Source organism: Neisseria sp. 27098_8_158 (genome assembly GCF_041433145.1).
GTDB lineage: Bacteria > Pseudomonadota > Gammaproteobacteria > Burkholderiales > Neisseriaceae > Neisseria > Neisseria subflava_E.
Genome location: NZ_JAPWAZ010000001.1, coordinates 719,290 through 742,556 on the forward strand (window position 1 = coordinate 719,290; position 23,267 = coordinate 742,556).

19 protein-coding genes, 1 tRNA gene and 1 pseudogene are annotated in these 23,267 nt (G+C 48.4%); 8 read left to right on the top strand and 13 right to left on the bottom strand.

Features of this window, described 5'->3' with window-relative positions:
* Positions 1–83 precede the first annotated feature (83 nt).
* Positions 84–656: a hypothetical protein gene (locus tag O3681_RS03470; RefSeq protein WP_371459283.1), complete on the top strand. Its 573-nt coding sequence runs from the start codon at positions 84–86 to the stop codon at positions 654–656.
* Between the two features lie 127 nt (positions 657–783).
* On the opposite strand, the gene cysI is transcribed toward O3681_RS03470, so the two are convergent.
* From cysI to O3681_RS03490, 4 genes are all read right to left on the bottom strand, one after another.
* Entirely contained in the window at positions 784–2,541 is a 1,758-nt protein-coding gene (gene cysI, locus O3681_RS03475) for an assimilatory sulfite reductase (NADPH) hemoprotein subunit (protein WP_371459284.1), read from the bottom strand.
* A gap of 169 nt (positions 2,542–2,710) precedes the next feature.
* Positions 2,711–3,244 carry an inorganic diphosphatase gene (locus O3681_RS03480; RefSeq protein ID WP_371459285.1) on the bottom strand — a complete coding sequence of 178 codons (534 nt, stop codon included), beginning with the start codon at positions 3,242–3,244 and terminating at the stop codon, positions 2,711–2,713.
* Between the two features lie 84 nt (positions 3,245–3,328).
* A complete protein-coding gene (gene nudB, locus O3681_RS03485) occupies positions 3,329–3,793 on the bottom strand; it encodes a dihydroneopterin triphosphate diphosphatase (RefSeq protein WP_070838221.1) in 465 nt (154 codons plus the stop codon).
* A gap of 136 nt (positions 3,794–3,929) precedes the next feature.
* Positions 3,930–4,583, bottom strand: a complete 654-nt coding sequence (locus O3681_RS03490; RefSeq protein WP_371459286.1) for a phosphoesterase — start codon at positions 4,581–4,583, stop codon at positions 3,930–3,932.
* Between the two features lie 86 nt (positions 4,584–4,669).
* Here O3681_RS03490 and O3681_RS03495 point away from each other — a divergent pair, with 86 nt between their 5' ends.
* Entirely contained in the window at positions 4,670–5,113 is a 444-nt protein-coding gene (locus O3681_RS03495) for an RpiB/LacA/LacB family sugar-phosphate isomerase (RefSeq protein WP_371459287.1), read from the top strand.
* A 76-nt stretch (positions 5,114–5,189) separates the two neighbouring features.
* Here O3681_RS03495 and O3681_RS03500 read toward each other — a convergent pair whose 3' ends face one another.
* The 3 genes from O3681_RS03500 to O3681_RS03510 all read right to left on the bottom strand — a co-directional run bounded on the left by O3681_RS03500 (position 5,190) and on the right by O3681_RS03510 (position 8,983).
* Positions 5,190–5,750, bottom strand: coding sequence for a hypothetical protein (locus O3681_RS03500; protein WP_371459288.1), 561 nt, complete (start codon positions 5,748–5,750; stop codon positions 5,190–5,192).
* A gap of 91 nt (positions 5,751–5,841) precedes the next feature.
* Positions 5,842–7,320, bottom strand: a complete 1,479-nt coding sequence (locus O3681_RS03505; protein ID WP_371459289.1) for an RNA ligase — start codon at positions 7,318–7,320, stop codon at positions 5,842–5,844.
* An 88-nt stretch (positions 7,321–7,408) separates the two neighbouring features.
* The gene (locus O3681_RS03510; RefSeq protein ID WP_371459290.1) at positions 7,409–8,983 is read right to left on the bottom strand and encodes an RNA-binding protein; all 1,575 of its coding nucleotides are present in this window, start codon (positions 8,981–8,983) and stop codon (positions 7,409–7,411) included.
* Positions 8,984–10,101: 1,118 nt separating this feature from the next.
* Between O3681_RS03510 and rtcR the strand changes: the two genes are divergently transcribed.
* The gene (rtcR, locus tag O3681_RS03515; protein WP_371459291.1) at positions 10,102–11,730 is read left to right on the top strand and encodes an RNA repair transcriptional activator RtcR; all 1,629 of its coding nucleotides are present in this window, start codon (positions 10,102–10,104) and stop codon (positions 11,728–11,730) included.
* A gap of 188 nt (positions 11,731–11,918) precedes the next feature.
* Here rtcR and fghA read toward each other — a convergent pair whose 3' ends face one another.
* The 4 genes and pseudogenes from fghA to pip form a co-directional block, all read right to left on the bottom strand.
* A complete protein-coding gene (gene fghA, locus O3681_RS03520) occupies positions 11,919–12,746 on the bottom strand; it encodes an S-formylglutathione hydrolase (RefSeq protein ID WP_371459292.1) in 828 nt (275 codons plus the stop codon).
* Positions 12,747–12,754: 8 nt separating this feature from the next.
* Positions 12,755–13,864, bottom strand: coding sequence for an S-(hydroxymethyl)glutathione dehydrogenase/class III alcohol dehydrogenase (locus O3681_RS03525; protein WP_196794543.1), 1,110 nt, complete (start codon positions 13,862–13,864; stop codon positions 12,755–12,757).
* A 120-nt stretch (positions 13,865–13,984) separates the two neighbouring features.
* Positions 13,985–14,245 (bottom strand): annotated as a pseudogene (locus O3681_RS03530) (CRISPR-associated helicase/endonuclease Cas3); the annotation flags it as partial.
* A 122-nt stretch (positions 14,246–14,367) separates the two neighbouring features.
* Complete coding sequence (gene pip, locus O3681_RS03535) at positions 14,368–15,297, bottom strand: prolyl aminopeptidase (RefSeq protein ID WP_371459293.1); 930 nt, start codon at positions 15,295–15,297, stop codon at positions 14,368–14,370.
* Between the two features lie 124 nt (positions 15,298–15,421).
* Between pip and yciA the strand changes: the two genes are divergently transcribed.
* Together yciA and O3681_RS03545 are read left to right on the top strand one after the other, a co-directional pair.
* Positions 15,422–15,856: an acyl-CoA thioester hydrolase YciA gene (gene yciA, locus O3681_RS03540; RefSeq protein WP_063076484.1), complete on the top strand. Its 435-nt coding sequence runs from the start codon at positions 15,422–15,424 to the stop codon at positions 15,854–15,856.
* A 246-nt stretch (positions 15,857–16,102) separates the two neighbouring features.
* Positions 16,103–16,894: a formate/nitrite transporter family protein gene (locus tag O3681_RS03545; protein ID WP_371459294.1), complete on the top strand. Its 792-nt coding sequence runs from the start codon at positions 16,103–16,105 to the stop codon at positions 16,892–16,894.
* A gap of 154 nt (positions 16,895–17,048) precedes the next feature.
* Here O3681_RS03545 and O3681_RS03550 read toward each other — a convergent pair.
* Positions 17,049–17,125, bottom strand: a tRNA-Pro gene (locus O3681_RS03550).
* 154 nt (positions 17,126–17,279) lie between these two features.
* Entirely contained in the window at positions 17,280–18,803 is a 1,524-nt protein-coding gene (locus O3681_RS03555; RefSeq protein ID WP_003746217.1) for a fumarate hydratase, read from the bottom strand.
* 852 nt (positions 18,804–19,655) lie between these two features.
* Here O3681_RS03555 and O3681_RS03560 point away from each other — a divergent pair.
* Genes O3681_RS03560 through O3681_RS03570 form a run of 3 tightly spaced genes read left to right on the top strand, consistent with a single transcriptional unit; the run spans position 19,656 to position 23,172 of the window.
* Positions 19,656–20,294 (top strand): 2Fe-2S iron-sulfur cluster-binding protein, encoded by a 639-nt coding sequence (locus O3681_RS03560; RefSeq protein ID WP_070608671.1) that lies wholly within the window; start codon positions 19,656–19,658, stop codon positions 20,292–20,294.
* A complete protein-coding gene (locus tag O3681_RS03565) occupies positions 20,294–21,922 on the top strand; it encodes an FAD-binding protein (protein ID WP_371459295.1) in 1,629 nt (542 codons plus the stop codon). The genes O3681_RS03560 and O3681_RS03565 overlap by 1 nt, the downstream gene beginning before the upstream one ends.
* Positions 21,919–23,172 carry an NADH-quinone oxidoreductase subunit F gene (locus O3681_RS03570; protein ID WP_128580939.1) on the top strand — a complete coding sequence of 418 codons (1,254 nt, stop codon included), beginning with the start codon at positions 21,919–21,921 and terminating at the stop codon, positions 23,170–23,172. Before O3681_RS03565 ends, O3681_RS03570 begins: the two co-directional genes overlap by 4 nt.
* Positions 23,173–23,267: the final 95 nt, after the last annotated feature.

Consider the following 23,267-nt stretch of genomic DNA (forward strand, 5'->3'; position numbering starts at 1 on the left):
TGAAAAACAGGGAAATGGTTTAATATTAGGCGAACACACACCGCCGAAATCTCGGCAAAGACAAACCTCTCTCAGGAAAAACAATGAAAAAACTGATTGCCTTAGCCGCCCTTTCCACTTTTGTCCTCGCTGCCTGCAAAGACAATACCCAAGCGCAGCTTGAGCAGCAACAAAAACAAATCGAAGCATTGCAACAACAGTTGGCACAACAAAACGGCCAACAAGAAGACAATACGGTTTACCAGCTCACACCTGAAGCCGTGAAAGACACCATTCCTGCCGAGGCACAAGCCAACGGCAACAACGGCCAACCGGTAACCGGTACAGACGGCCAACAATATATCTACGACCAATCCACCGGCAGCTGGCTGCTGCAAAGCTTGGTGGGCGCGGCAGCCGGTGCATTTATCGGCAACGCATTGGCCAACAAATTCACACAGGCAAGCAATCAAAACAGCCCGATTGCACGTCAAGCCCGTGCCAACTATTATCAAACCGCACGTCCAAACAGACGCACCAGCCAACAGCTGAATACGCGCACCCTGCGTGCCCAGCAACAAAACGCTCAACAGCAACAGCGTTACCGCGAAACCGCGCGTCAGCCTTCCAACTACCGCCGCCCAAGTATGGGTCGGGGCTTTGGCCGCCGTCGCTGATTCGGTTTATATTCCATCTTTAATATAAATACGCACAATATAAAAGGCCGTCTGAAAATCTGATTTTCAGACGGCCTTTGGTTTTCTCTATTTTCTTATTGTAGACTTGCGGATCTGGTTGTATGCATTATGCCCAGAAGTCTCGCGGAGCGTCCAATACAGGTTTGACGATGCCGGTACGGATGGCAAAATCGCCAAAACCTTCATCATCTAAACGGTTTCGAGACCAATCTGCCACCCAGCCTTCGACAATTTCAAGGATTTCAGGTTCAGTAATGTTTTCTTTAAACAGGCGCGGAATGCGGGTGCCTTCGCGGTTGCCACCTGCGTAGAGGTTGTAGCGTCCGACGGCTTTACCGACCAAACCGATTTCCGCCAGCATGGCGCGACCGCAACCGTTGGGACAACCGGTTACGCGCAAAACGATGTATTCGTCTTCCAAACCATATTTAGCGAACATTGCGTCGATTTTATCGGAGAATGTCGGTAGGAAACGCTCAGCCTCCGCCATCGCCAGCGGACAAGTCGGCAAGGCAACGCAGGCCATCGAGTTCTCACGCTGGATGGTAATCGATTTGCTGATTAATCCATGTTCTTTGGCGATTTTATCAATCGTATCTTTTAATTCCGGCGGTACATTGGCGACCACCAGATTTTGATTGGCCGTCAGACGGAAGTCACCGGGATGGATTTTGGCAATTTCGCGGATGCCTGTTTTCAATGGTCTACCGGGATAATCGAGCAGGCGGCCGTTTTCAATAAACAAAGTCAAATGCCAGTTGCCTTCATGCCCTTGTACCCAGCCGATATGGTCGCCACGATGGGTAAACTCGTAAGGGCGGATGGGTTCAAACTTAATGCCCATGCGTCTTTCGACTTCTTCTTTGAACACATCCACGCCCACGCGTTGCAGCGTATAGCGTGTACGGGCAGCTTTGCGATCGCTGCGGTTGCCCCAGTCGCGCTGGGTACTAACGACAGCTTCGGCAGCATTGAGGGTGTATTCAAGCGGAACGAAACCAAATTCGTAAGAAGTGTTCGGATAGGTTTTAGTATTGCCGTGTTCACTGGATAAGCCGCCGCCGACCAATACATTGAAGCCCACCAACTTGCCGTTTTCTGCAATCGCCACGAAACCCAAGTCATTGGAATGAATGTCCACATCATTATCGGGCGGAATTACGACGGCAGTTTTGAATTTGCGCGGCAAATAGGTTTTACCCAAAATCGGCTCTACATCGTCGGCAATTTCTTTATTGCGCGGCTCGGTCGGCTCGGTCGAGAACACTTTTTCGCCGTCCAGCCAGACATCGGCATATGCCATGGTACGCGGCAGGAGGTGCATACTGATGCGCGCCGCCCATTCATAGGCTTCTTGATGCAACGTGCTTTGCACAGGATTGCTGGTACACAACACATTGCGGTTGACATCGCTGGCTGTGGCAATGGAATCGAGACCTAGTTTGTGCAATGCCTGATGTGCCTGTTTTAAATCGGTTTTCAGAATGCCGTGGTATTGGAAAGTTTGACGGTTAGTCAGGCGGATAGAGCCGTAAATCGTATTTTCACCGGCAAATTTGTCGATACCCAGCCACTGCTTCGGCGTAATGATGCCGCCGGGCAAACGGCAACGTAACATCATGTTTTTTAAGGGTTCAAGTTTTTGTTCGGTACGCTCGGCACGGATATCGCGGTTGTCTTGTTCGTACATGCCGTGGAAGCGGATAAGCTGAAAGTTGTCGGCAGTAAAGCCGCCGGTAAAATCGTCTTTCAACTCTTCCTTAATCGTACCGTGCAGATAATCGCTGCGCTCTTTTAAGGCTTCGTTGCCGGACAAAGGCGTCTCGGGCAGCTTGGCACGTGGGTCGGTTGTGGTAGCAGTCATTGAAGCACTCCTTATTTTTGATATAGGCATTACTTTAATGAGGCCGTCTGAAAATGAGAAAGAATGGTTTGTTTGTTTTAAAGACGATTTTGTTATATTGGTTTGAAACATAAAAAGGCCGTCTGAACTTTGCTTTCAGACGGCCTTGATATTGGACGGGACAAACCGATTAGGCTTGTTTGTTCCAACGTTCGATAGATTCTTTGATGACTTGTTTCGCTTCTTCTACATCGCCCCAAGATTCAACTTTAGTAGTACCTGCTTTTTTCAGGTCTTTGTAGTGGTTGAAGTGGAACTCGATTTGTTTGATCAGTTGTTGCGGCAAATCGGCCAAAGTTTTGTAGGCGTTGCCGTTGTTGCGGTCGTCGGCCGGAACGCAGACGATTTTGTCGTCCACTTCGCCATCGTCAACGAATTTCATCACGCCGATAACGCGTGCTTCCAGGAAAATACCGGTTGCCAAAGGCTGCTCGGTAACCAGCAATACGTCCAATTCGTCGCCGTCTTCGTCCAAAGTTTGCGGAATGAAGCCGTAGTTGGTCGGTTTGGCGAAAATTGCCGGTTCAACGCGGTCGAGTTGGAAAGCGGCCAGTTTGCGGTTCCATTCGATTTTGTGGTTGCTGCCCGCAGGGATTTCGTTGACAACGTTGATGATGACGCCGTCCACGTCGCCCGGGGTCAGGATTTTGTTGAAGTCTGCCATGATGGTTTCCTTTGATTTTAAAGAGAGTCAAACGGCGAAAGTATAACAAACCCAAGGCCGTCTGAAAATGTGAAACTGTCGTATTCAGACGGCCTTTTTGGCATTCAGCCTTTTGACCAATTCTAAAATTGCGCGTTTATTGGAAGGGGAAAACACTTTTTCCGCTGCTTCTTCCGCACCAAACCAGCCGTAGGCAACGTGTTCGTCCGGTTGCAGGACGATGGGCGTATCGCGCGGAATTTGGGCGGAGAAGATGTGTTCGCGGTTTTCAAACACGCCTTTGGGATAGCGATGGCGCCAGTGATGATAGATTTCATAAACGGTGCTGTCGTGCCAGTTTTCCAGCTGGCCGTCTGCAAGGCGAATACCGGTTTCTTCCCACACTTCGCGCCATGCGGTTTCTTCGATACGCTCGCCCTCTTCCAGGCTGCCGGTAACCGACTGCCAAAAACCTTGCGGCGCCGTGCGTTCAATCAGCAGGATATTGCCGTCTTTATCATGCAAAACGACCAAAGCGGAAACAGGATACTTCAAAGGCTTACCGCTCATGACTTGTCCTTGCCGGTTTGATTGGGTAGGCTGATTTTTTGTAGTAAGTAAGCCAAAAGGTTTTCCATGTATCACTCAAAATGGGAAATTGATATTCAGACGGCCTTTGCCGGAAATCCGCAAAGGCCGTCTGAAATTATACCTGATTTAACTGCGCCAGTTTCCGAGACACCAGCTCTGCCGCTTCTTCCGGCGACTTGGCTTTCAAGCCAACTTCGCCAAAATACGAAATTTTAGGCAAATCACACAAAAACTTATCTACGTCTTGCGCCGTCAAAAAGCGGCCGTGCAAATCGAAGCCGACATTTAAAGCACGCCCTTTAATTGCCGCCACCCTGTCATGCAAATGGCCGTACAAGTGATACCAGCCCAGATAGCAGCCGTCCCATTCCTGAATCGGATAGTGAAAGAGAACCAGCGTATTCTTAATTTCCGGCGATTTGAGTTTCAAATACGGCCGTATGGACGACAGCAGCGGATGGCCGTCATGCTTGGTCTGACTGCGGAAAAAATCGGCATGCTGCCGAATCACATGATCATGATTGCCGTAAATCAAGTGATGTTGCCCGTTCAAATGCGACAAAACGCGCTCTATTTGCTTGTAGTCTTGGGCAAAGGAAAAATCGCCCAAGTTGTACACCGTATCTTCAGGCGTAACGGTTTCATTCCACGTTTGGATTAAAAATTCATCCATCTGCTCCACGTTATCGAACGGTCGAAATTGCGGGCAGAATTTAGCGATGTTTTTATGTGAGAAATGTAGGTCTGATGTGAAGTAGGTTTTGCTCATACCGTGCTTTCTGCGTTGCAGGCTTGAATCGTATCACGCGCGGGCGTATGCTGAGGAATGTTTATTGTGTGCTTCAAGGAGTTTTTATGCGTTTGGTTATTGCCGCGCCGGCCAACGGCGCAATATTGAAAGACGCGCTCAAAGCGCATCTGCAAAACGACCCGCGCGTCAGCAACTTGGTCGATTTATCCTCGCCAGAAGGAAGCTATCCGCAACTCTCGTTTGCCGCAGCCGAAGAAGTCGCGGCAGGACGCGCCGACCGTGCGCTATTGATTTGCGGCACCGGCGTGGGCACGGCAATTGCCGCCAATAAAGTGCGCGGCATACGAGCGGCGACAGCACATGATTTGCTTACTGTCCGCGGCTCGGTGGAAAACTATAACGCGCAAGTTTTATGTATGGGGCAAAACGTGATTGCCGCGCCGGCCGCTTGGGCATTGGTCGATATTTGGTTGGATTTGCGCCACGACACAAGCAGCGGTTATGCGCCTAAGGTTGGCGAAATCGAGGCATTCGAGTGTGGGGCGTAAGCACATTATTATTTTGGTTTTAAACAGACGACCTTGTTATCCTTGCCATCAAGGTCATCTGAAAACGTTTAAACGCTTATTTTCCGCTTTCGCTGCAAAGATGTTGTTCGCTGCTGTCGCAAACGGTAAATTTGCGCAACTGATCCAAAGCGTTGTGTTTTTCTTTCTTGTTCGGCGCGTAGCGGAAGGCATATTGTGTCACATACAGGCTGTCATCGCCTTGTATGGCCTTGAACCAAGTGTATTCGGGTTTGCCGGTTTGCGGGTTGTATTCGCAGGTAAGCTGCCACACTGTGGCGGAATAGCCGTTTGCTTCGCCTTCAGTTATGGGATTGAAGCTGCTTTTCGGACAGGCATTCTGCCATAAGTTTGCCATATTGTTCCGGAATCCCTCTGCACCCAGGTTTGCGCCTGCCATGGATTGCAGGGTGATCATTTTTGTCCAGTTGTCGAGTGTCTGCTTTTGCGGTATGAGCTCGACCATTGCCATGCCGTTTTGTTTGGTTTGATAGCCGATTTTGAAGTCTTTGGGCAGTTCACCGAAGAACGCCATCTCCGCAGCTTGCGCCACCTGTGCCGCCAACAGGAGCATTACGGCGGCAAGCATCAATTTTTTGACGATATTGGTTTTTTTCATCGTTTTTCCTTTTGCAAGAATGAGGGGCGGATGACACAAAGCATCCGCCGCCGTCATATTATCACAAGCGTTCGGCGTTTTTCAGACGACCTTACAGTTGTCTTAAGAATGCTTGAATAAACGCAATCTTATCCAGTTCAGGCATGGCGTTGAACGCTTCGCAATGCTCGTGGATGTAGTCGATTAAAGGATAAAATTCTTCATCAACATGGCGTTTGTCGAGTTTACGGCCGATATTGCCCTCGTTGCTTCGTCCTAAAAACTTAGAAATCAGGTAATACGGCGATTTGAGTTTGAACAACATTTCGCCGTTTTGCGCATCAAATACCATAAAGCCTTCGTGTTCCACATTTTTCAGACGGCCTTTCAGCTCGCCGAACGTGATGTTTTTCAGCATTTCAGGACGGCGAACGCCGTATTGTTTGCCGATTTCGTCCAATTCCGCTTCAGTAAACTGACGGCCTGTCGCTACATCGATGCAGCCGATTAAGGTTTCGCCCAATTCTTCGCGGATGATGTGTACGTCTTTCGCGTCTGTGATTTCAAACAAAAAAGTATGGTTCGGATATGCACGGAACAAGGTTTCGTATTGCGCGCAGTGTGCAGCGGTCATGTCGGCAAACGCGCTATCAAGCGAGCCGGTGGTCGAATACAGCACTTTGCCGTCAAACGCCGCGCCGTGGGACGGATGGTCGTCTGAAAGCGAGACGAAAGTGCAGCAACCAAGGAAGCCGTTTACTTTTACCACCGCATTCACCAATTGCTCGTCGCCGAAGCGGATTGGATAACGGCTGCCTTTGGCAATACGTTCCGAATAATTGAACACTTTTTTAAACGGGCGCACGATGATTCGATTATTCGCGTCGATAATCAAACCGCGCATTTCCAGCAAAGCATCATCAAAGCGGTTGTTATAGAACACGCTGCGTGCGTATTTCAACACGCGCAATTCAGGATAACGCTTGGATGCTTTGGCAGTAAAGTTACGGCTGCCGTGTTGCAGATAATGATCGGTCACAAAGGTTTGCTGCGCCTCATCAAACAGCAGCGGCTTATGCTCGATAGCCTGCATCTGTTCGATTTTTTCCAACTGCTCCGCGCTGGCGGGCTGCACGGCATCGACGTGGATTTCGTTTGCCACGCGGTTTTGGTTCAACTTGATATAAGCCGCCAACACATCATGCTCTTTCACACCGTGTAGGTTGGGATAGAAATTGTGCAGTCGGTAGACCTCTGTTTCAAAACCGCTTTTCTCCGCCTGATCCAATAAATGACGACAACGCGAAGCTTTTTGGTTGGTATTGGAATTAATGATCAGAATATTTCGATTTGGATTTTGGCGTCCAAGTCTCAAGGTTTCAGTCATCAAGGCATTACCGCGCTTCTGCGCCTTATCCACCGCTTCACCCGACCAACGATATTCACCGTATTCATTGGTAATGAACAAATCATTTTCAATACGGACAACTTCCGCATCCGGATACTGCGCTTTAAATTCGGCAGCTTTTTGTTCGGCAAACGTCGATTTTCCCGAACCTTGATGACCACGGATTAAGATAAATTTTTGCATTTTGTTTCCTTATTCTTTTTCTCAGCTTACCCTGAATAAATAGGCCGTCTGAAAAATATTTTCACCCTTTTTTCAGACGGCCTCAGCTTCAGTTCACAGCTGCCAACGGCGTTTTCTCAATCTCTTCTACCCAGAAATCTGTACCCATGCCTCGTTCGGCAAAGGAACCAATCAGCGAGAATACTTGGTCGGAGAAGCCGCCGATGTTCAAGATATCGTGACGGTTTCGTGCTTGAGCCTTGGTGTAGGGCTGGATATCCAGACAAACGAGTTTGGCTTCTGGACAACGTCGTTTCAGAATGTCCCACTCTTTCAGCAGGCTGGTTGTTGCGCCCCATCCTTGGTTGTCATCTGCCCAACTTTCATTGTCTGACACGATGACGACCAAATCCACGTCGGCTTTTTCACGGTTCAACATGGCAAGCGGTGCGCTGCATGCCGTTCCGCCACCGCCGATATTGGCGAGTTTTTCGGCGTTGGTCATGATGCTGTCGCGCGGATTGAGCTTCACGTTTACCGTGATTTGTTCAAACGGTATCACGCGAGCTTGCGGATTCGTACGCAACATGGCGGCGGACACGAGCGCGGCAATGTCGATGCAGCGGGTTTTGCTGGTCGCGCTGCCGCGATAGCCTGTAACCGAGCTGTGCATAGAGCCGGAAACGTCCGGACAAACCACGACTTTGCCTTGGATGGCCGGTACGTTTTGTACGGCGGTTTCCATCGCATCTTGCAGGGCTTCACGGATTTCAGACGGCATTTGATTAGATGTTGCCTGATACGCGGTCAGCAATTGGTAAGGCAGGACTCGGGCGCGGGCAATGGCGGTTTCGTCACGCAGTTTTTCTGCCACCATTTTGATGTTTTTGCTTTTAGCAAACACTTCGTGGCGCAGGAAAGTGTTCAGGTTTTGACGAACCTGCTGCCATGAGCCGTTGTGGGCGATTTGCGCCCAGTCGCCGCTGTTCAATTCCAACGCAGTGAGCATTTGGAAAGGAACGTTGGGCAATGCGCCTTGGTGGCTTTGTTTGTAGTCTTCAAAAGCGCGGGTAATGGGCGGCAATGCTTCGCGGTCGTACGGTTTGCCGATCAGCCAGGCAAACCATGCGGCACGCCATGCTTCACGCGGTTTGGGGTGCACCATTTTGACTACGTCTGCCAGCGACGGCGAATTTCCGACAGCGGCGTTCAACAGTTGTTTTTCGGTGGCAGTCAAAAGCCAAGTCTGCATCAGCTTTTTCGGACGGTTGCCGAAAGATTTTCTACCGACTGCGCCGCTGCGGATGATTTGAGCGAAGTTACGCAACATTTTACCGTTGTCCGCCACTTGGTCGAATACGCGGGCGAGCATGTTCACGTCTTTTTGCGCCAACACGGCAAGTAACAGCGCAGGCATATCTTTCATAAAACCTTTTTGACGGGCATATACGGCAGTTTTGGCGATAAACTCGGCATCCAGGCTTTCTGCCAACTTCAATACTTGGTCAAGCTGACTTTGGGCATCGGCATAGTAGGTATTGTTCAGACAACCGGTAGCGGCAAGCTGGGCAAGCTGTTGTTTAGGTGTCAACGTGTAGGCGATGCCGCCGGCTTCATTATGGGTATCGGTTTTAGTAAAACGGTTTTTAATCGATTGAAACAAGGTAGTATTAGCCATTTTCATTTTCTTTCATATTGTTGGTTTGAGGCCGTCTGAACTTGTTTTAGCTTTGTTTTTCAGACGGCCTTGAATGGGTGGCAGTGTGGCGGCTAAAGATGAAGAGAAGCGTTTTTAACTGAAAGCTAATGTATTCTCTTCCGGGCATCCGCCTACTGCCGTAGGGCGACTAGATTTACTAGGATCATTCGGGTTTGTAGCAAACAAGGAATGTAATCCTAATGGCATTCGCCCATAAGGGGTGGTACATTGGGCAACAAAGAGTGAAGAAATTTTTACGCGCTCTATCCACTGAGCTACTCTGCCATAGTTGGCGGCAGAGACGGGACTCGAACCCGCGACCTCGAGCTTAGCAGGCTGTAATTCCTCCGGCATTTGCCGTTTGCACCAAAAACAGTTTTTATATCAGCCCGCCTGAATATTTCAGACGGCCTCGAATGAGTGGCAGCGTAGTGGATAAACATGAAAAGAAACGGTTTTAACGTGAAAGGTTAATGTTGCCTCTCCGGGCATCCGCCTGCTGCCGTAAAAATAATATGGCACGCAACAAGTTTTTAAGGGAAACATGCCTTTACTCTACCAACTGAGCTACTCTGCTATTTTGGATAACAGAGACAGGACTCGAACCTGCGACACAAGGATATCCATGTTGTAGTTTCCCTAGGCATTTGCCTGCCATATTGAAAAAGGGTGGGCGACTAAATAAACAAGACGTTCAACGTCTATCAGACGAGACAGGATTCGAACCTGTTAATCCAAATGTAGTCTTGTTGGCATTCGCCCTGTAACCACACAGCAGCTAAATTTACGGAAAATTTTTCTCCGGTAACTGTATTTCCCGAAGCATCTGCCGTATCGTTACATTCACAACATAGCCAACAGCGTGCCAAGAATAAAATTTTTATAAAAATAATTTTTAATTTATTGAATATAAAGAAAATATATTTTAAAGTGGCTTTTATTAGCAAGAAGCGTAGAATACTAAAAAATATATTTATAGATAGTTATATAGAAAATAAAATATAAAAGGATATATGATGCGATTCGATGATTGGGACAAACGCCTGCGGTTAAGTAAACGGCAAATTTGTCTTAGAAAAAATAATTTAAAGGCCGTCTGAAACATGAATACCAACCCTAAAAAACAAATCGCCGTCAGCTTTCTCGGTACGGTATTGGATAGCGGTTTCGGTCAGGGCCGTTGGTTGAAATGGCGGCCAAACGTCGCCATGAACCAGCGTCAAGATTTTCATCTCGACCGTATGGAGCTGTTTTATGCGGAGAAATACCGCGAACTGGCGGATCATGTAAAAGCCGATATTCAGCAAGTATCGCCGCACACAGTCGTCAATCTCGTACCTATGGAGCTGGCAAACCCGTGGGATTTCTCCGAGGTTTATACCAAACTGCACGATTGGGCAGCAAGCTATCCATTTGATACAGAAGAAGAAACGTATCTCACCCACATCACCACAGGTACACACGTTGCCCAAATCTGCCTGTTCTTATTGGTGGAATCACGTCAAATCCCCGGCGTTCTGTTACAAACCGCTCCGCCCAAAAATCAAAGACGCAGCATGGAGGACGGCAATGTCGGCAGTTATGAAATCATTGATTTGGACTTGGCTCGTTACGACGTACTGGCCGAACGCCTTGCCGCCGTACGCGACGACGCAGTGCGCTACCTGAAAAGCGGTATTTCCACCCAAAACGCCGCCTTCAACCGCATGATTGCCGAAATCGAACAGGTCGCACTCAACTCCCCTTCCCCCATTCTTCTTTCTGGCCCCACAGGTGCAGGCAAATCTATGCTGGCACGCAGGATTTTTGAATTGAAAAAAGCACGCCATCTGATTAAAGGCACATTTGTCGATGTAAACTGCGCCACCCTTCGCGGCGACGGCGCAGCATCTGCCCTGTTCGGCCACAAAAAAGGCGCCTTTACCGGCGCCGCAGAAAAACGTGAAGGTTATCTGAAAACTGCCGACGGCGGCGTATTGTTTTTAGATGAAATCGGAGAATTGGGCTTAGACGAGCAAGCCATGTTACTCAAAGCCATTGAAGAGAAACACTTTTATCCCGTCGGCAGCGACAGCGAAGTCAAAAGCGACTTCCAACTCATCGCCGGCACCAATCGCGACCTACGCCACGAAATCCGCGCCGGACGCTTCCGCGAAGACCTGTTCGCCCGCATTAATATCTGGAATTACCCACTACCTGCACTCGCCAACCGTCGCGAAGACATCGAGCCCAACGTCGAACACCAGCTCGCCCTAGCCTCGCAAGAACTCGGCCGAACCACCCGCTTCAACAAAGAAGCCCTGGCCACCTACCTCGACTTCGCCCACTCCAACCAAGCACCGTGGCGCGGCAACTTCCGCGATTTAGCAGCCAGTATCATGCGCCTGGCCACACTCGCACCGCAAGGCAGGATACAGGTAGAACAAGTTCAAGCCGAAATCGAACGCCTCAAATGGTTATGGTCGGAAGAACCCTTTTCAGACGGCCTCTTACATAAAAGGCCGTCTGAAAAAACACAAGACTACCCTGATAAAGTCAATTGGGACACATTGGATTTGTTCGATAAACTACAACTGCAACACGTCATCGACGAATGCCGCAAACATCCCAACATGGCCGCCGCCGGCCGTGCATTGTTCAACGTCTCCCGAACAGAAAGGGCAAAAGTCAATGACAGCGACCGATTGAGGAAATATTTACAGCGATTCGGATTGGAATGGGGAGATATTTAAGTAGAGTGAGCAAGAAGATTTTGCAAAATCCTCCTTATGCTGATTCTAGTAAATATATAATTTTAATAGTACTTTTATTACTATTTATAAAAATAAAAGGCATCAATCTGATGCCTTTTTATTTTCGTTAACATAAAAAATTAACATTCATACCAACGTTTGGTCGATTCACGAATCACTTCTTTGGTTTACTTCAAAAACACCGCATGATAGGCAATATGCTCACCAATAAAACTGGCGATGAAGTAATAGCTATGATCGTAGCCTTTGTGGAAGCGCACATCGGCTGGTTGATTTGCCGCACGACAGGTTTCGATAAAATCTTCGGTACGCAATTGTGTTGGCAAAAACTCATCTTCCAAGCCCTGATCAATACGCATACCTTGCACTTTATAGCCTTGTTGGATGAGCGAGTTGGCATCATATTGCTGCCATTTTTCGCGATCTTTTCCTAAATAGGCAGAAAAGGCTTTCTCCCCCCAAGGCACAAGGCTTGGCGACAAAATGGGCGAAAAGGCAGAAACACTTTGATAACGTTCTCGGTTTCGCAATGCCAATACCAATGCGCCATGTCCGCCCATTGAATGTCCCATAATCGAACGTTTGCCGTTGGTAGGAAAATTTTCCTCAATCAGACTAGGCAACTCATTCAAAATATAATCATACATTTGATAATTCGTCGCCCAAGGCTGCTCGGTCGCATTAAGATAAAAACCCGCACCCTGCCCTAAATCGTAAGCAGCATCGTTCGGTACTTGCTCTCCGCGAGGGCTGGTATCAGGTGCAACCACAATTACTTGATGTTCTGCCGCATAACGCTGAAAGCCTGATTTGGTAATGAAATTTTGTTCCGTACAAGTCAAACCGGAAAGCCAATAAATCACACCAAGCGGTCGATTCTCCTGATTATCCGGCAAATAGACGGCAAATTTCATTTCGCACTGAAGCGTTTGGGCATGGTGTGCCCAAACTTGTTGCGAACCACCAAAAATTTGATGTTGTTCAATCAGTTTCATCGCGTACCTTAGTAATGAATAACAGCGCGGATCGATTTACCTTCATGCATTAACTCAAAGGCTTCATTAATTTGATCGAGCGTCATTGTGTGGGTTACAAACGGTTCTAACTCGATGTCGCCTTTCATTGAATCTTCCACCATTTTCGGCAGTTCAGAGCGGCCTTTCACGCCACCAAATGCCGTACCTTTCCAAACACGACCTGTGACCAACTGGAACGGACGAGTTGAAATTTCTTGTCCTGCACCCGCTACGCCGATGATAATGGATTGTCCCCAACCTCGGTGTGCACTTTCTAATGCTTGACGCATTACATTTACGTTGCCGATACATTCAAAGGTATGGTCAATGCCCCATTTATTGATGTCTAACAACACATCTTTGATCGGTTTATCGTAATCGTTCGGGTTCAAACAATCCGTTGCACCGAACTGTTTTGCCAACTCGAATTTTGCAGGATTAGTATCAATGGCAATAATACGACCGGCTTTGGCTTGACGCGCACCTTGCACCACAGCCAAACCAATCGCCCCCAAGCCAAACACGGCCACAGAGTCGCCTTCTTGCACTTTTGCCGTGTTATGTACCGCACCAATACCCGTAGTAACGCCGCAGCCGAGCAAACATACATGTTCATGGTTGGCTTCCGGGTTGATTTTTGCCAGTGAAACTTCGGCAACAACTGAGTATTCACTGAAAGTCGAACAGCCCATATAGTGATAAATCGGCTGACCTTGATAAGAAAAACGCGTTGTGCCGTCCGGCATTAAACCTTTACCTTGTGTATCACGCACTGAGACGCACAAGTTAGTTTTACCTGAACGGCAAAACTCACATTCGCCACATTCAGCGGTGTAAAGAGGAATGACATGATCACCCGGTTTTACGCTTGACACACCTTCGCCCACAGCAACGACCACACCCGCACCTTCATGCCCAAGCACCACAGGGAATACGCCTTCTGGATCGCTTCCTGATAACGTAAACGCATCAGTATGGCACACGCCAGTATGGGTATTACGGATTAACACCTCACCTTTACGCGGCATTTCTACGTCGATTTCTACAATTTGTAAGGGTTGATTTGGAGCGAATGCTACCGCAGCACGAGATTTGATGGTTGAATTGGTTTGTTTCGTTTCCATTATTTTTGCCTTTTAATTCATTAATAAAGTTATCTAGCCTAAGTGAGATAACAACAGGTTATACTTTGACCTCCACTCTAAAGCAAGCATTTTTGCAATTTTGACTACAACGGTAGCATGATCGACTGATGGGCCGCCATGCAATCGTTGATTAAAGGCTTCCGAATATTTCCCTAAGTCATGCAACTTTCCCGTCTGGCAGGCCTGTTCCTGCGCCCCGAATACTCGCGCAAACTCCGCCGCCATTTCGCCCACATTTACCAAATGACTTTGCAAGGTTTGCCAGTGTTCGTAAGGTAAGAGATTACCGAGTTTATCTTGCGCGGAATGGGCGTAGTAAATTAAGGGTTTCATATTGAAATTCTAAAAAATTCAAATTGATACAGATGCAATGATAATATGATATTAAATTTAATATGTAAATAGAAAAAATGCCGTCTGAAACTTTTTCAGACGGCATTGTCATTTATTAACCTTTATAACTTGCTTCTAATATCCTCCACTGCTTTCACTAAAGCCTCGGAAAGCGAAGGATCAAAAGAAGAGTGACCTGCTTGGACGATTCTCAATTCTGCTTCAGGAAAGGCTTGCGAGAGTTCCCACGCGCTTTGCATTGGGGTGCATAGGTCGTAGCGGCCTTGGACTATGATGGTTGGGATATGGCGGATTTTGTCGATGTTTGCCAAGATGGCTTTATCGCCCCGTAACCAGCCTTCGTTCACGAAGTAATGGTTTTCCATTCTTGCGATGGCAAGAGAGGCTTGCGGATCTTCATCTACATCTTTAGGTTCAAACTGAATAAGGTAGCTTTCCCAGTCTGCCCATGATTTAGCCGCTTTGAGGCGCGTGGCTTCATCTTCGCTGAACAGCATTTCATGGTAGGCTTGGATTAGGGCTTGGCGTTTGTTTTCGGCTACGGGAGCAATGAATTTTTGCCATTGAGCCGGATAAATTTGGCTGACGCCGCCTGCTTCGTTCAACCATGCCATTTCAGACGGCCTGCACAGGAAAATACCGCGCAAAACTAAGCCGCTGACGCGCTCGGGATGGGTTTCGGCATAAGTCAGCGACAAGGTGCTGCCCCATGAGCCGCCGAAAACCAGCCATTTTTGAATGCCGAGCATTTCACGTACTTTTTCAATATCGGCAACCAAATCCCATGTGGTGTTGTCTTCAATACAGGCATAGGGTTTGGAGCGTCCGCAACCGCGTTGGTCGATAATAACGATGCGGAAATGTTCTGGATTGAAAAAGCCGCGACAGGCAGGTGACGCCCCTGCTCCGGGGCCGCCATGCAGGAAAATCACGGGGTGGCCATCAGGATTGCCTGATTCTTCCCAGTAGATTTCGTGAATGTCGGATACGCGCAAAAGGCCGCTATTTCGTGGTTCTTGAATCGGATGCATAAGCTTTCTCCTTTGTCTGATGAATATGTTGATTGTAACACTTTGCCTTCTGATTTTTCAGACGGCCTACATAGGTTTATCGCCACAAATGGCGTAAAATAGCACTTTTTTGACAGGATTTTTTATGGCTGACAACAAACAAACACATGCGGCACCCGAAGGACAACTTTTATTGCGTACGGTAGCCATGCCGCGCGATACCAATCCTAATCAGGATATCTTCGGCGGCTGGATTATGTCGCAAATGGATTTGGGCGGCGGTATTTTGGCGGCAGAAATCGCACAGGGACGCATTGTAACCGTGGCCGTTCAAGAAATGAATTTCATCAGACCGGTAAAGGTCGGCAACGTTGTATGCTGCTATGGTCATTGCGTCCGCGTCGGCAATACTTCTTTGCAACTGAAAATCGAAGTGTGGGTGAAGACTTTGATGAACGATATGGTAACGGAAGACCGCCAACTGGTCACCGAAGCCGTGTTCACTTACGTCGCCATCGATTCACAAGGCAATCCGCGCCCTATTCCTCGCGAAGGCAATGCAAAGCTGGCACATTTGTAAGTTTAAAAATTCAAAAAAAGGCCGTCTGAAACCTCAACGTTCAGACGGCCTTTTTTCATACAGAAGCAAAATGTAATAATATTTCTTTTGAGCTAAAGCAAGGTGAAGTATCTGTTTTTTAGGTTTAATTCAGACTGATTGATAAGATAAAGACCGTATACCGGCTCCCTATAACACTGCCTTACCGCGACAGTTTGCGCCACTTTTGAAATGGCGTTTCCTCCTCAATCCACTTTAAGGAACATCATGGCTTCGCGCGATTTATACCCACAGGAAATTTTACAGGTTGTTCTCGACAAAAGCTGCGCCAAAGCACAATCCAGCATCCCCACACTGGTAATCTTGAGCATTTTGGCCGGCGGATACATCGGTTTCGGATATCTTGCCTATTTAAAAGTAGTCAGTGGCATTCCACATGAATGGGGCGGAGTTGCAACTTTACTCGGTGCCGCCGTGTTCCCAATCGCCTTGATTTGTATCCTGCTTGGCGGCGGCGAGCTGGTAACCAGCAACATGATGATCATGTCTTTAGGCAGATTGGCCGGACGGATTTCCTCCAAAATGCTGCTGCGCAACTGGGTTATCGTTTGCATGGGCAATTTGGTGGGCACGCTGGCAATGGCTTTTTTCCTCGGATACTATGTCGGTATGATTGAAGGCAGCGTGGCAGAAAAAACCATTGCTGTGGCGGAAGCAAAAGTCCATATGGATTTCGGCCGCGCTTTTGTATCGGCGGTCGCATGTAACTGGATGGTCTGCATGGGCGCGTGGCTGCACTTTGCCGCTAAAAACACAACCGGACGAATGCTGGCCATTTGGTTCCCCGTCATGATTTTCGTATTAAACGGCTTCCAACACCTTGTCGCCAATATGTTCGTTATCCCAGCGGGTATTCTGGCAGGCGCAAACATCACTTGGGGGCAGTTTTTCTTCAATATGATTCCCGTATTCCTAGGCAATGTCGTCGGTGGCGCATCCTTTGTCGGCGCATCTTATCTTTATACTTATAAAGATACGCTGAAAGATAGTGCCGAATAGCCTGCTTTATAAACAACAAAACCTGCTTTTGAGAAAGCAGGTTTTGTTTCAGACGGCATTGGTATTAAGTTTTAAAATCTATTTGGACACATTATTCAGATAAATCATCCAAACGAAAAAAGAGCCGTTTTTAAAACGGCTCTTTCCAATTCTTTGGTCGGAGTGAAAGGATTCGAACCTTCGACCCCTTGCACCCCATGCAAGTGCGCTACCAGACTGCGCCACACTCCGACTTGATAAGCTGTGAATTTTAGTTTCAAACGCTGATTTTGACAAGTGCTTTTTAGAAAAGGAAATTTACTCGTTTGAAAACATTTAAATTATTTGTAAGCAAAAAAAGGCCGTCTGAAACCGTTCAGACGGCCTTTGATTATCCAGGCAAATATCAAGCTTCAACCGGAATAATACCGATTTTAGCCTGCCATTGTTTTGGCGCAATGGCGTGAACCGATTCGCCGTTACTATCTACCGCAACGGTAACAGGCATGTCTTTGACTTCAAATTCGTAAATCGCTTCCATGCCCAATTCTGGGAACGCCAAGACTTTAGACGCTTTAATGGCTTTGGCAACCAGATATGCCGCGCCGCCGACAGCCATCAAGTAAACGGCTTTGTTATCGGCAATGGCTTGGCAAGTTGCTGCGCCGCGCTCGGATTTACCGATCATACCCAAGAGGCCGGTTTGTTCCAGCATTTGGCGGGTAAATTTATCCATACGGGTGGAAGTAGTCGGACCGGCCGGGCCAACAACTTCGTCACGGACTGGATCAACCGGGCCAACGTAGTAAATCAGTTTGTTGGTGAAATCTACCGGCAATTCTTCGCCTTTGTTGAGCATGTCAACCAAACGTTTGTGCGCGGCATCGCGGCCGGTCAGGATTTTACCGTTCAGCAACAATACGTCACCGGTTTTCCATGTAGCCACTTCTTCTTTGGTCAGATTGTTGACATCGACACGTTTGCCGTTGTCAGGGCTGTAAGTCAGATCCGGCCAGTCTTCCAAAGATGGGGCTTCCAGTTTGGCCGGGCCTGAGCCATCCAATTCAAATTCGATGTGGCGGGTTGCCGCGCAGTTTGGAATCATGGCAATCGGTTTGGAAGCCGCGTGGGTTGGGTAGTCAAGGATTTTGACATCCAGCACGGTGCTCAAACCGCCCAAACCTTGTGCGCCGATACCCAAGGCATTTACTTTTTTGTAGAGTTCCAAACGCAGGGCTTCGGTTGTAGACAATTCTGCACCTGAATCGGCTTTTTCTTTGAGTTCCTGAATATCGATATGGCTCATCAGGCTTTCTTTGGCCATCAGCACTGCTTTTTCAGGCGTACCGCCGATACCGATACCCAAGATGCCCGGAGGACACCAGCCGGCACCCATTTGAGGAACGGTTTTCAATACCCAATCAACGATATTGTCTGAAGGGTTGAGCATGGCAACTTTGGTTTTGTTTTCAGAACCGCCGCCTTTGGCTGCGCAAGTGACTTCGACTTTGTCGCCTTTTACGATTTCCATATGTACAACGGCAGGGGTATTGTCTTTGGTATTTTGACGTTTTCCAGCCGGGTCGGCCAATACAGAGGCGCGCAGTTTGTTGTCAGGATAGGTGTATGCACGGCGTACGCCTTCGTTAACCATTTCCTGTACGCTCATCTCGGCATCCCACTGTACATCCATGCCCACTTTCAAGAATACGGTCGCAATACCAGTATCCTGACAAATCGGACGATGGCCTTCAGCACACATACGGCTATTGACCAAAATCTGCGCCATCGCATCTTTGGCGGCAGGGTTTTCTTCTTTTTGGTAAGCCTTGTATAAAGCCTGAATGTAGTCTTTAGGATGGTAGTAGCTGATGAATTGGAAAGCGTCGAAAATACTTTGGATAAAGTCTTCTTGCTTGATGACGGTCATGATTGTGTTCCTTTTCGGGAGTCATGGTAGGGAGGGTTTGTTTATTTCTTAAGAGACCGATTCTTTCAGACGGCCTTCAATAATGTAATAGTGCTTTCAAATGAATGACCCAGACAATATCATTTTCATACCTTATTGATTTAAATAGAATTTAATATCGCATTAAATCACTTGGTTATTGATAATCTATATCCACTGACCACTCACTTACATAGAAATAAAATTACATTATTTTTAAATGATAATCTTATTCCAAGGCCATCTGAAAATGCTTGCCTTAAGTATCTGAGAAAAAATTTAGTATCCTGTATTTAAAAGGAAACTACCTAAATTTCAGACGGCCTTTCTTATTCTCCAATACAATACACAATTGTAAAATCCGTGTCATTTTCTCCCTCAATCTTCTTGACTGATATCAAACTTGTTTGATTTTCTGAAATTTTATAACAATCTTTTAACTTGCTTATATACCTAAATATTATTCAATATATACAACAATCTATGCAAAATTATCTGATATATAATAATGATTTTTACTAGTAGATAGACGAGTTTTTTAAAATTTATACTAAAAAAGTAATTTTATTTTACCTTTAAAATCAAATGAAAATAATAATTTTGTCTAAATAATAGGCATATTTTGTTTACAATCTTTCCTCTATGAAACCTTAGATTGCTCCTATCTTCAAAACTACTAAATTCTGATACACTTCGACTCATAAAGATAAATATTGATTTTAAAAGAATTTCTGAGTAAATGACTTGGATATTTCCTCACGTACAATATATGTAATAAAAATACAATTAATCAAATAGCCACTATCCCAACTTCCAATTTCACAGGAACAAACCATGAGTGAAAATTTGTTAACCCTGACCATAGACGGCCATGAAGTCAAAGCTTCCGCCGACTCGTCAATCATCCAAGCCTATGCCCGTTCAGGCAATGCGATTACTGCCAATGTCGGCTGTATGGGTCAAGGCGTATGCGGTTCCTGCCGCTGTATGATTCGTAAAGAAGGCGAGCGCGAAGTCACCACTGCACTGGCATGCGAAACCAAAGTTGAAGAAGGCATGCAGGTCAGCTTCTTGGATTACTTTATTCCCGAGCATATCCAATATTACGACGTCGGCGAGATTGGTGATGGCTGGAACTGGTTGGACGATACCGCCAAAGCCTTTCCTGAAGCGCAAAACTGCCGTCATTGCGGCGGCTGTAATCGTGCCTGTCCTAAAGGTTTGCAAGTGGAAAACGGCGTGGCGCAGGTAGTTTCCGGCGATTTCGGCGCGGCTGCGCTGACCTTTGACCAATGTGTGATGTGCAACCTCTGCACCCTCTCCTGCCCCGAACACATCCGTCCAAACCACTTGGGCCTGTTCGCCCGCCGTATGAAAGCGGCGCGTACGTTGCGCCCTGTGGATTTGATGCGCCGCCTGCGCGAAATCGACAGCGGCAAAATGAAAGTCGAATTTGAAGAGGAGTCAGTGTAATGGTTAACAAAATCCAAGGTATAGACTACGAAACTGCCCTTGCCAACCTGCGTGCGTCCTCATTGGAGCTTCGTGGTGATTTACCTGAAAAGAACGAATTACTGAGCCAATTTCACCCTGACTATCAGGCAAATGCCCGTGTGAAACTGCCTATCGGCCCAAACCAAGGCGATTACTGCCATCCTGATTTGGCCAAACTCTTAATCAGTCAGCCTCTGATTGACGACTATAATTTATCAGGCGCAGAACACTTGAACACTGACGTATTGGTCATTGGTGGAGGTGGTGCAGGCGCGGCTGTGGCATTGTCTGCGACTGAAGCAGGCGCACGCGTCATTATGGCGAACAAGCTGCGTATCGGCGACAGCAATACCGTGATGGCCGAAGGCGGCATTCAGGCAGCGGTCGGCGCGGAAGACAGCCTGCAACAACACTTTGACGACACCATCAAAGGCGGCCACAACGCAGGCAAAAAAGAATTGGTGGCGCAAATGGTTACCGACGCGCCGTCCGCCATCCGCTGGCTGATCGGTTTGGGCATGACTTTCGACCTTGCCAAAGGCGCGGACAGCAACGGCATGTTGAGCCGCAAACGCGCAGGCGGTACGACCGTACCGCGTATTTTGAGCTACCGCGACTTTACCGGCCTCGAAATGATGCGCGTACTGCGCGAGGCAGTCGAGCTCGACGAAAACATTACCCAGCTCAACCGCCACCCAGCCATCGAATTATTATCAGACGAACACGGCCGCTGCGTCGGCGCGATTTTGTACGATTTGGAAAAACGCTCTTTGGTATTGGTTCACGCCAAAGCCGTGATCTTGGCAACCGGCGGCAGCGGACGTTTGCACTTGCAAGGTTTCGCTACTTCTAACCACTATGGCGCGACTGCAGACGGCCTGGTAATGGCTTACCGTATCGGCGCCAAACTGCGCGATGTCGATTCTTTCCAATACCACCCAACCGGCGTTGCCCACCCTCCACACTTGGCAGGCGCGCTGATTTCCGAAGCCGTGCGCTCCGCAGGCACCAAACTGGTCAACGGTTTGGGCGAACGTTTCGTTGACGAATTGCAACCGCGCGACGTTGTTGCCGCTGCGATTCTGCGCGAATGCCGCGAAGGCCGCGGCGTGGTACGCGACGGACAAGTCGGCGTATTCCTCGACACACCGCGCCTGATTGCTAACGACCCTGACGTATTGAACCGTTTGGTAACACTCGGCCACGTTGCCCACAAATGCGGCATTGACCCTGCTGTTGAACCGGTCATGATTCATCCGACACTGCACTATCAGAACGGCGGTATCGAAATCAACGGCGACGGCGCAACCTGCGTCGAAGGCCTCTATTGCGCCGGAGAAGTAACCGGCGGCATTCACGGCCGCAACCGCCTGATGGGCAACGCGCTTTTGGACATCATCAGCTTCGGCCGCCGTGCCGGTAAAGCCGCGGCAAATTGCGGCCTGCCGCTGAAAAAAGTACGCGGCGGTGTCGGACACGTCCACGACCTGCAACGCGAAATGACCCGCGCCGGTCTGACCAGCGACATCAAAGCCCCCGTTTTATATCCCGACTACGGCAAATTCGATTTGCGCGAACACGCCGGTTTGCAGGAGCAACAATCATGAATCAAGCTAATCAAAACTTACTGCATCCTTCCCGCCAAGTCGGCGCAGATTTAGCCGCTTGGCGCAAAGTCGGCGGCGGCGAAGGCCTGCTGGCCGCGCTTGCCGATCCTCAAAGCATTGTTTCCAAACTGCAAGATGCCAATCTTTGCGGTATGGGCGGTGCAGGTTTCCCGACTTGGCGCAAATGGGAGGCCGCCGTTGCCGCCCAAAGCAAAAATGGCGACAAATACGTTGTCTGCAATGCCAACGAAGACGAACCGGGTACATTTAAAGACCGCGTACTATTGGCAAATACGCCGCACCAAGTCATCGAAGGCGTCCTGATTGCCGCCGTTGCCTGCCGCGCCAACAAAGCGATTTTGTACATCAACCCGCATCAAACCGAATCCATCGCTTCCATCACACCGGCCATCGAGCAATGGAAAAACAGCGATTTGTTTATCCGCATTGAAAACTACTTGGGTAAATCTTTGGATTTGCAGCTGGTTGAAACTTCAGGCCGCTACATCGGCGGCGAAGAAACTGCCGTGATTTCATGGCTGGAAGGCGGTTTCCCCTTCCCTCGCCGCAAGCCGCCTTTCCCTGCCGAAAGCGGTGTCAACGGTGAGCCGACCCTTATCAACAATACCGAAACCTTCGCCAATATTCCGCAAATCCTTGCCAAAGGCGCGGAATGGTACAAATCTTTGGGTTTGGGCGATGCCGCAGGCACAAAACTCTACTCACTCTCCGGCGACGTATTGAATCCGGGGCTGTACGAACTGCCAATGGGCACGACCCTGCAATCACTGATTTACGATCACGGCGGCGGTATGCTTGAAGGCCGTACGTTTAAAGCCGTATTTACCGGCGGCCCGTCAAATACGCTTTTGACCGTCAAAGATTTGGATGTGCCTTTGGACTTCGTTTCCGTACGCGAACGCAAATCCAGCCTCGGTACCGGCGCGATGATTGTGATTTCCGAAGGCACCAGCGTGGTGCGTAAAGTGGCCGAATATGTGGAATTTTTCGCTTCCAACTCATGCGGTCAATGCCCACCTTGCAAAGGCGGCACATTCCAGCTTTCCCGCCTGCTCAACCGCGTGGACACCGGCATCGGCACTCCCGACGACCTGCGCGCCTTACAAAGCCTGTGCCAACTGCTGCCACGAAGCGGCCGTTGCGGTTTGATTGACGGCGCGGTTACCGTGTTGCAAAGCTCGCTGCGTACCTTCCCCGAAGAATACGGCCTGTCGGCGGAGCAGGATTAATCCGATACAGGGTTTCAGACGGCCTGTTCTGTAAAGGCCGTCTGAAAAACGATACCCGACTCCCTTTCTCTTCTTCCCAAAATTGAAGAGAAACC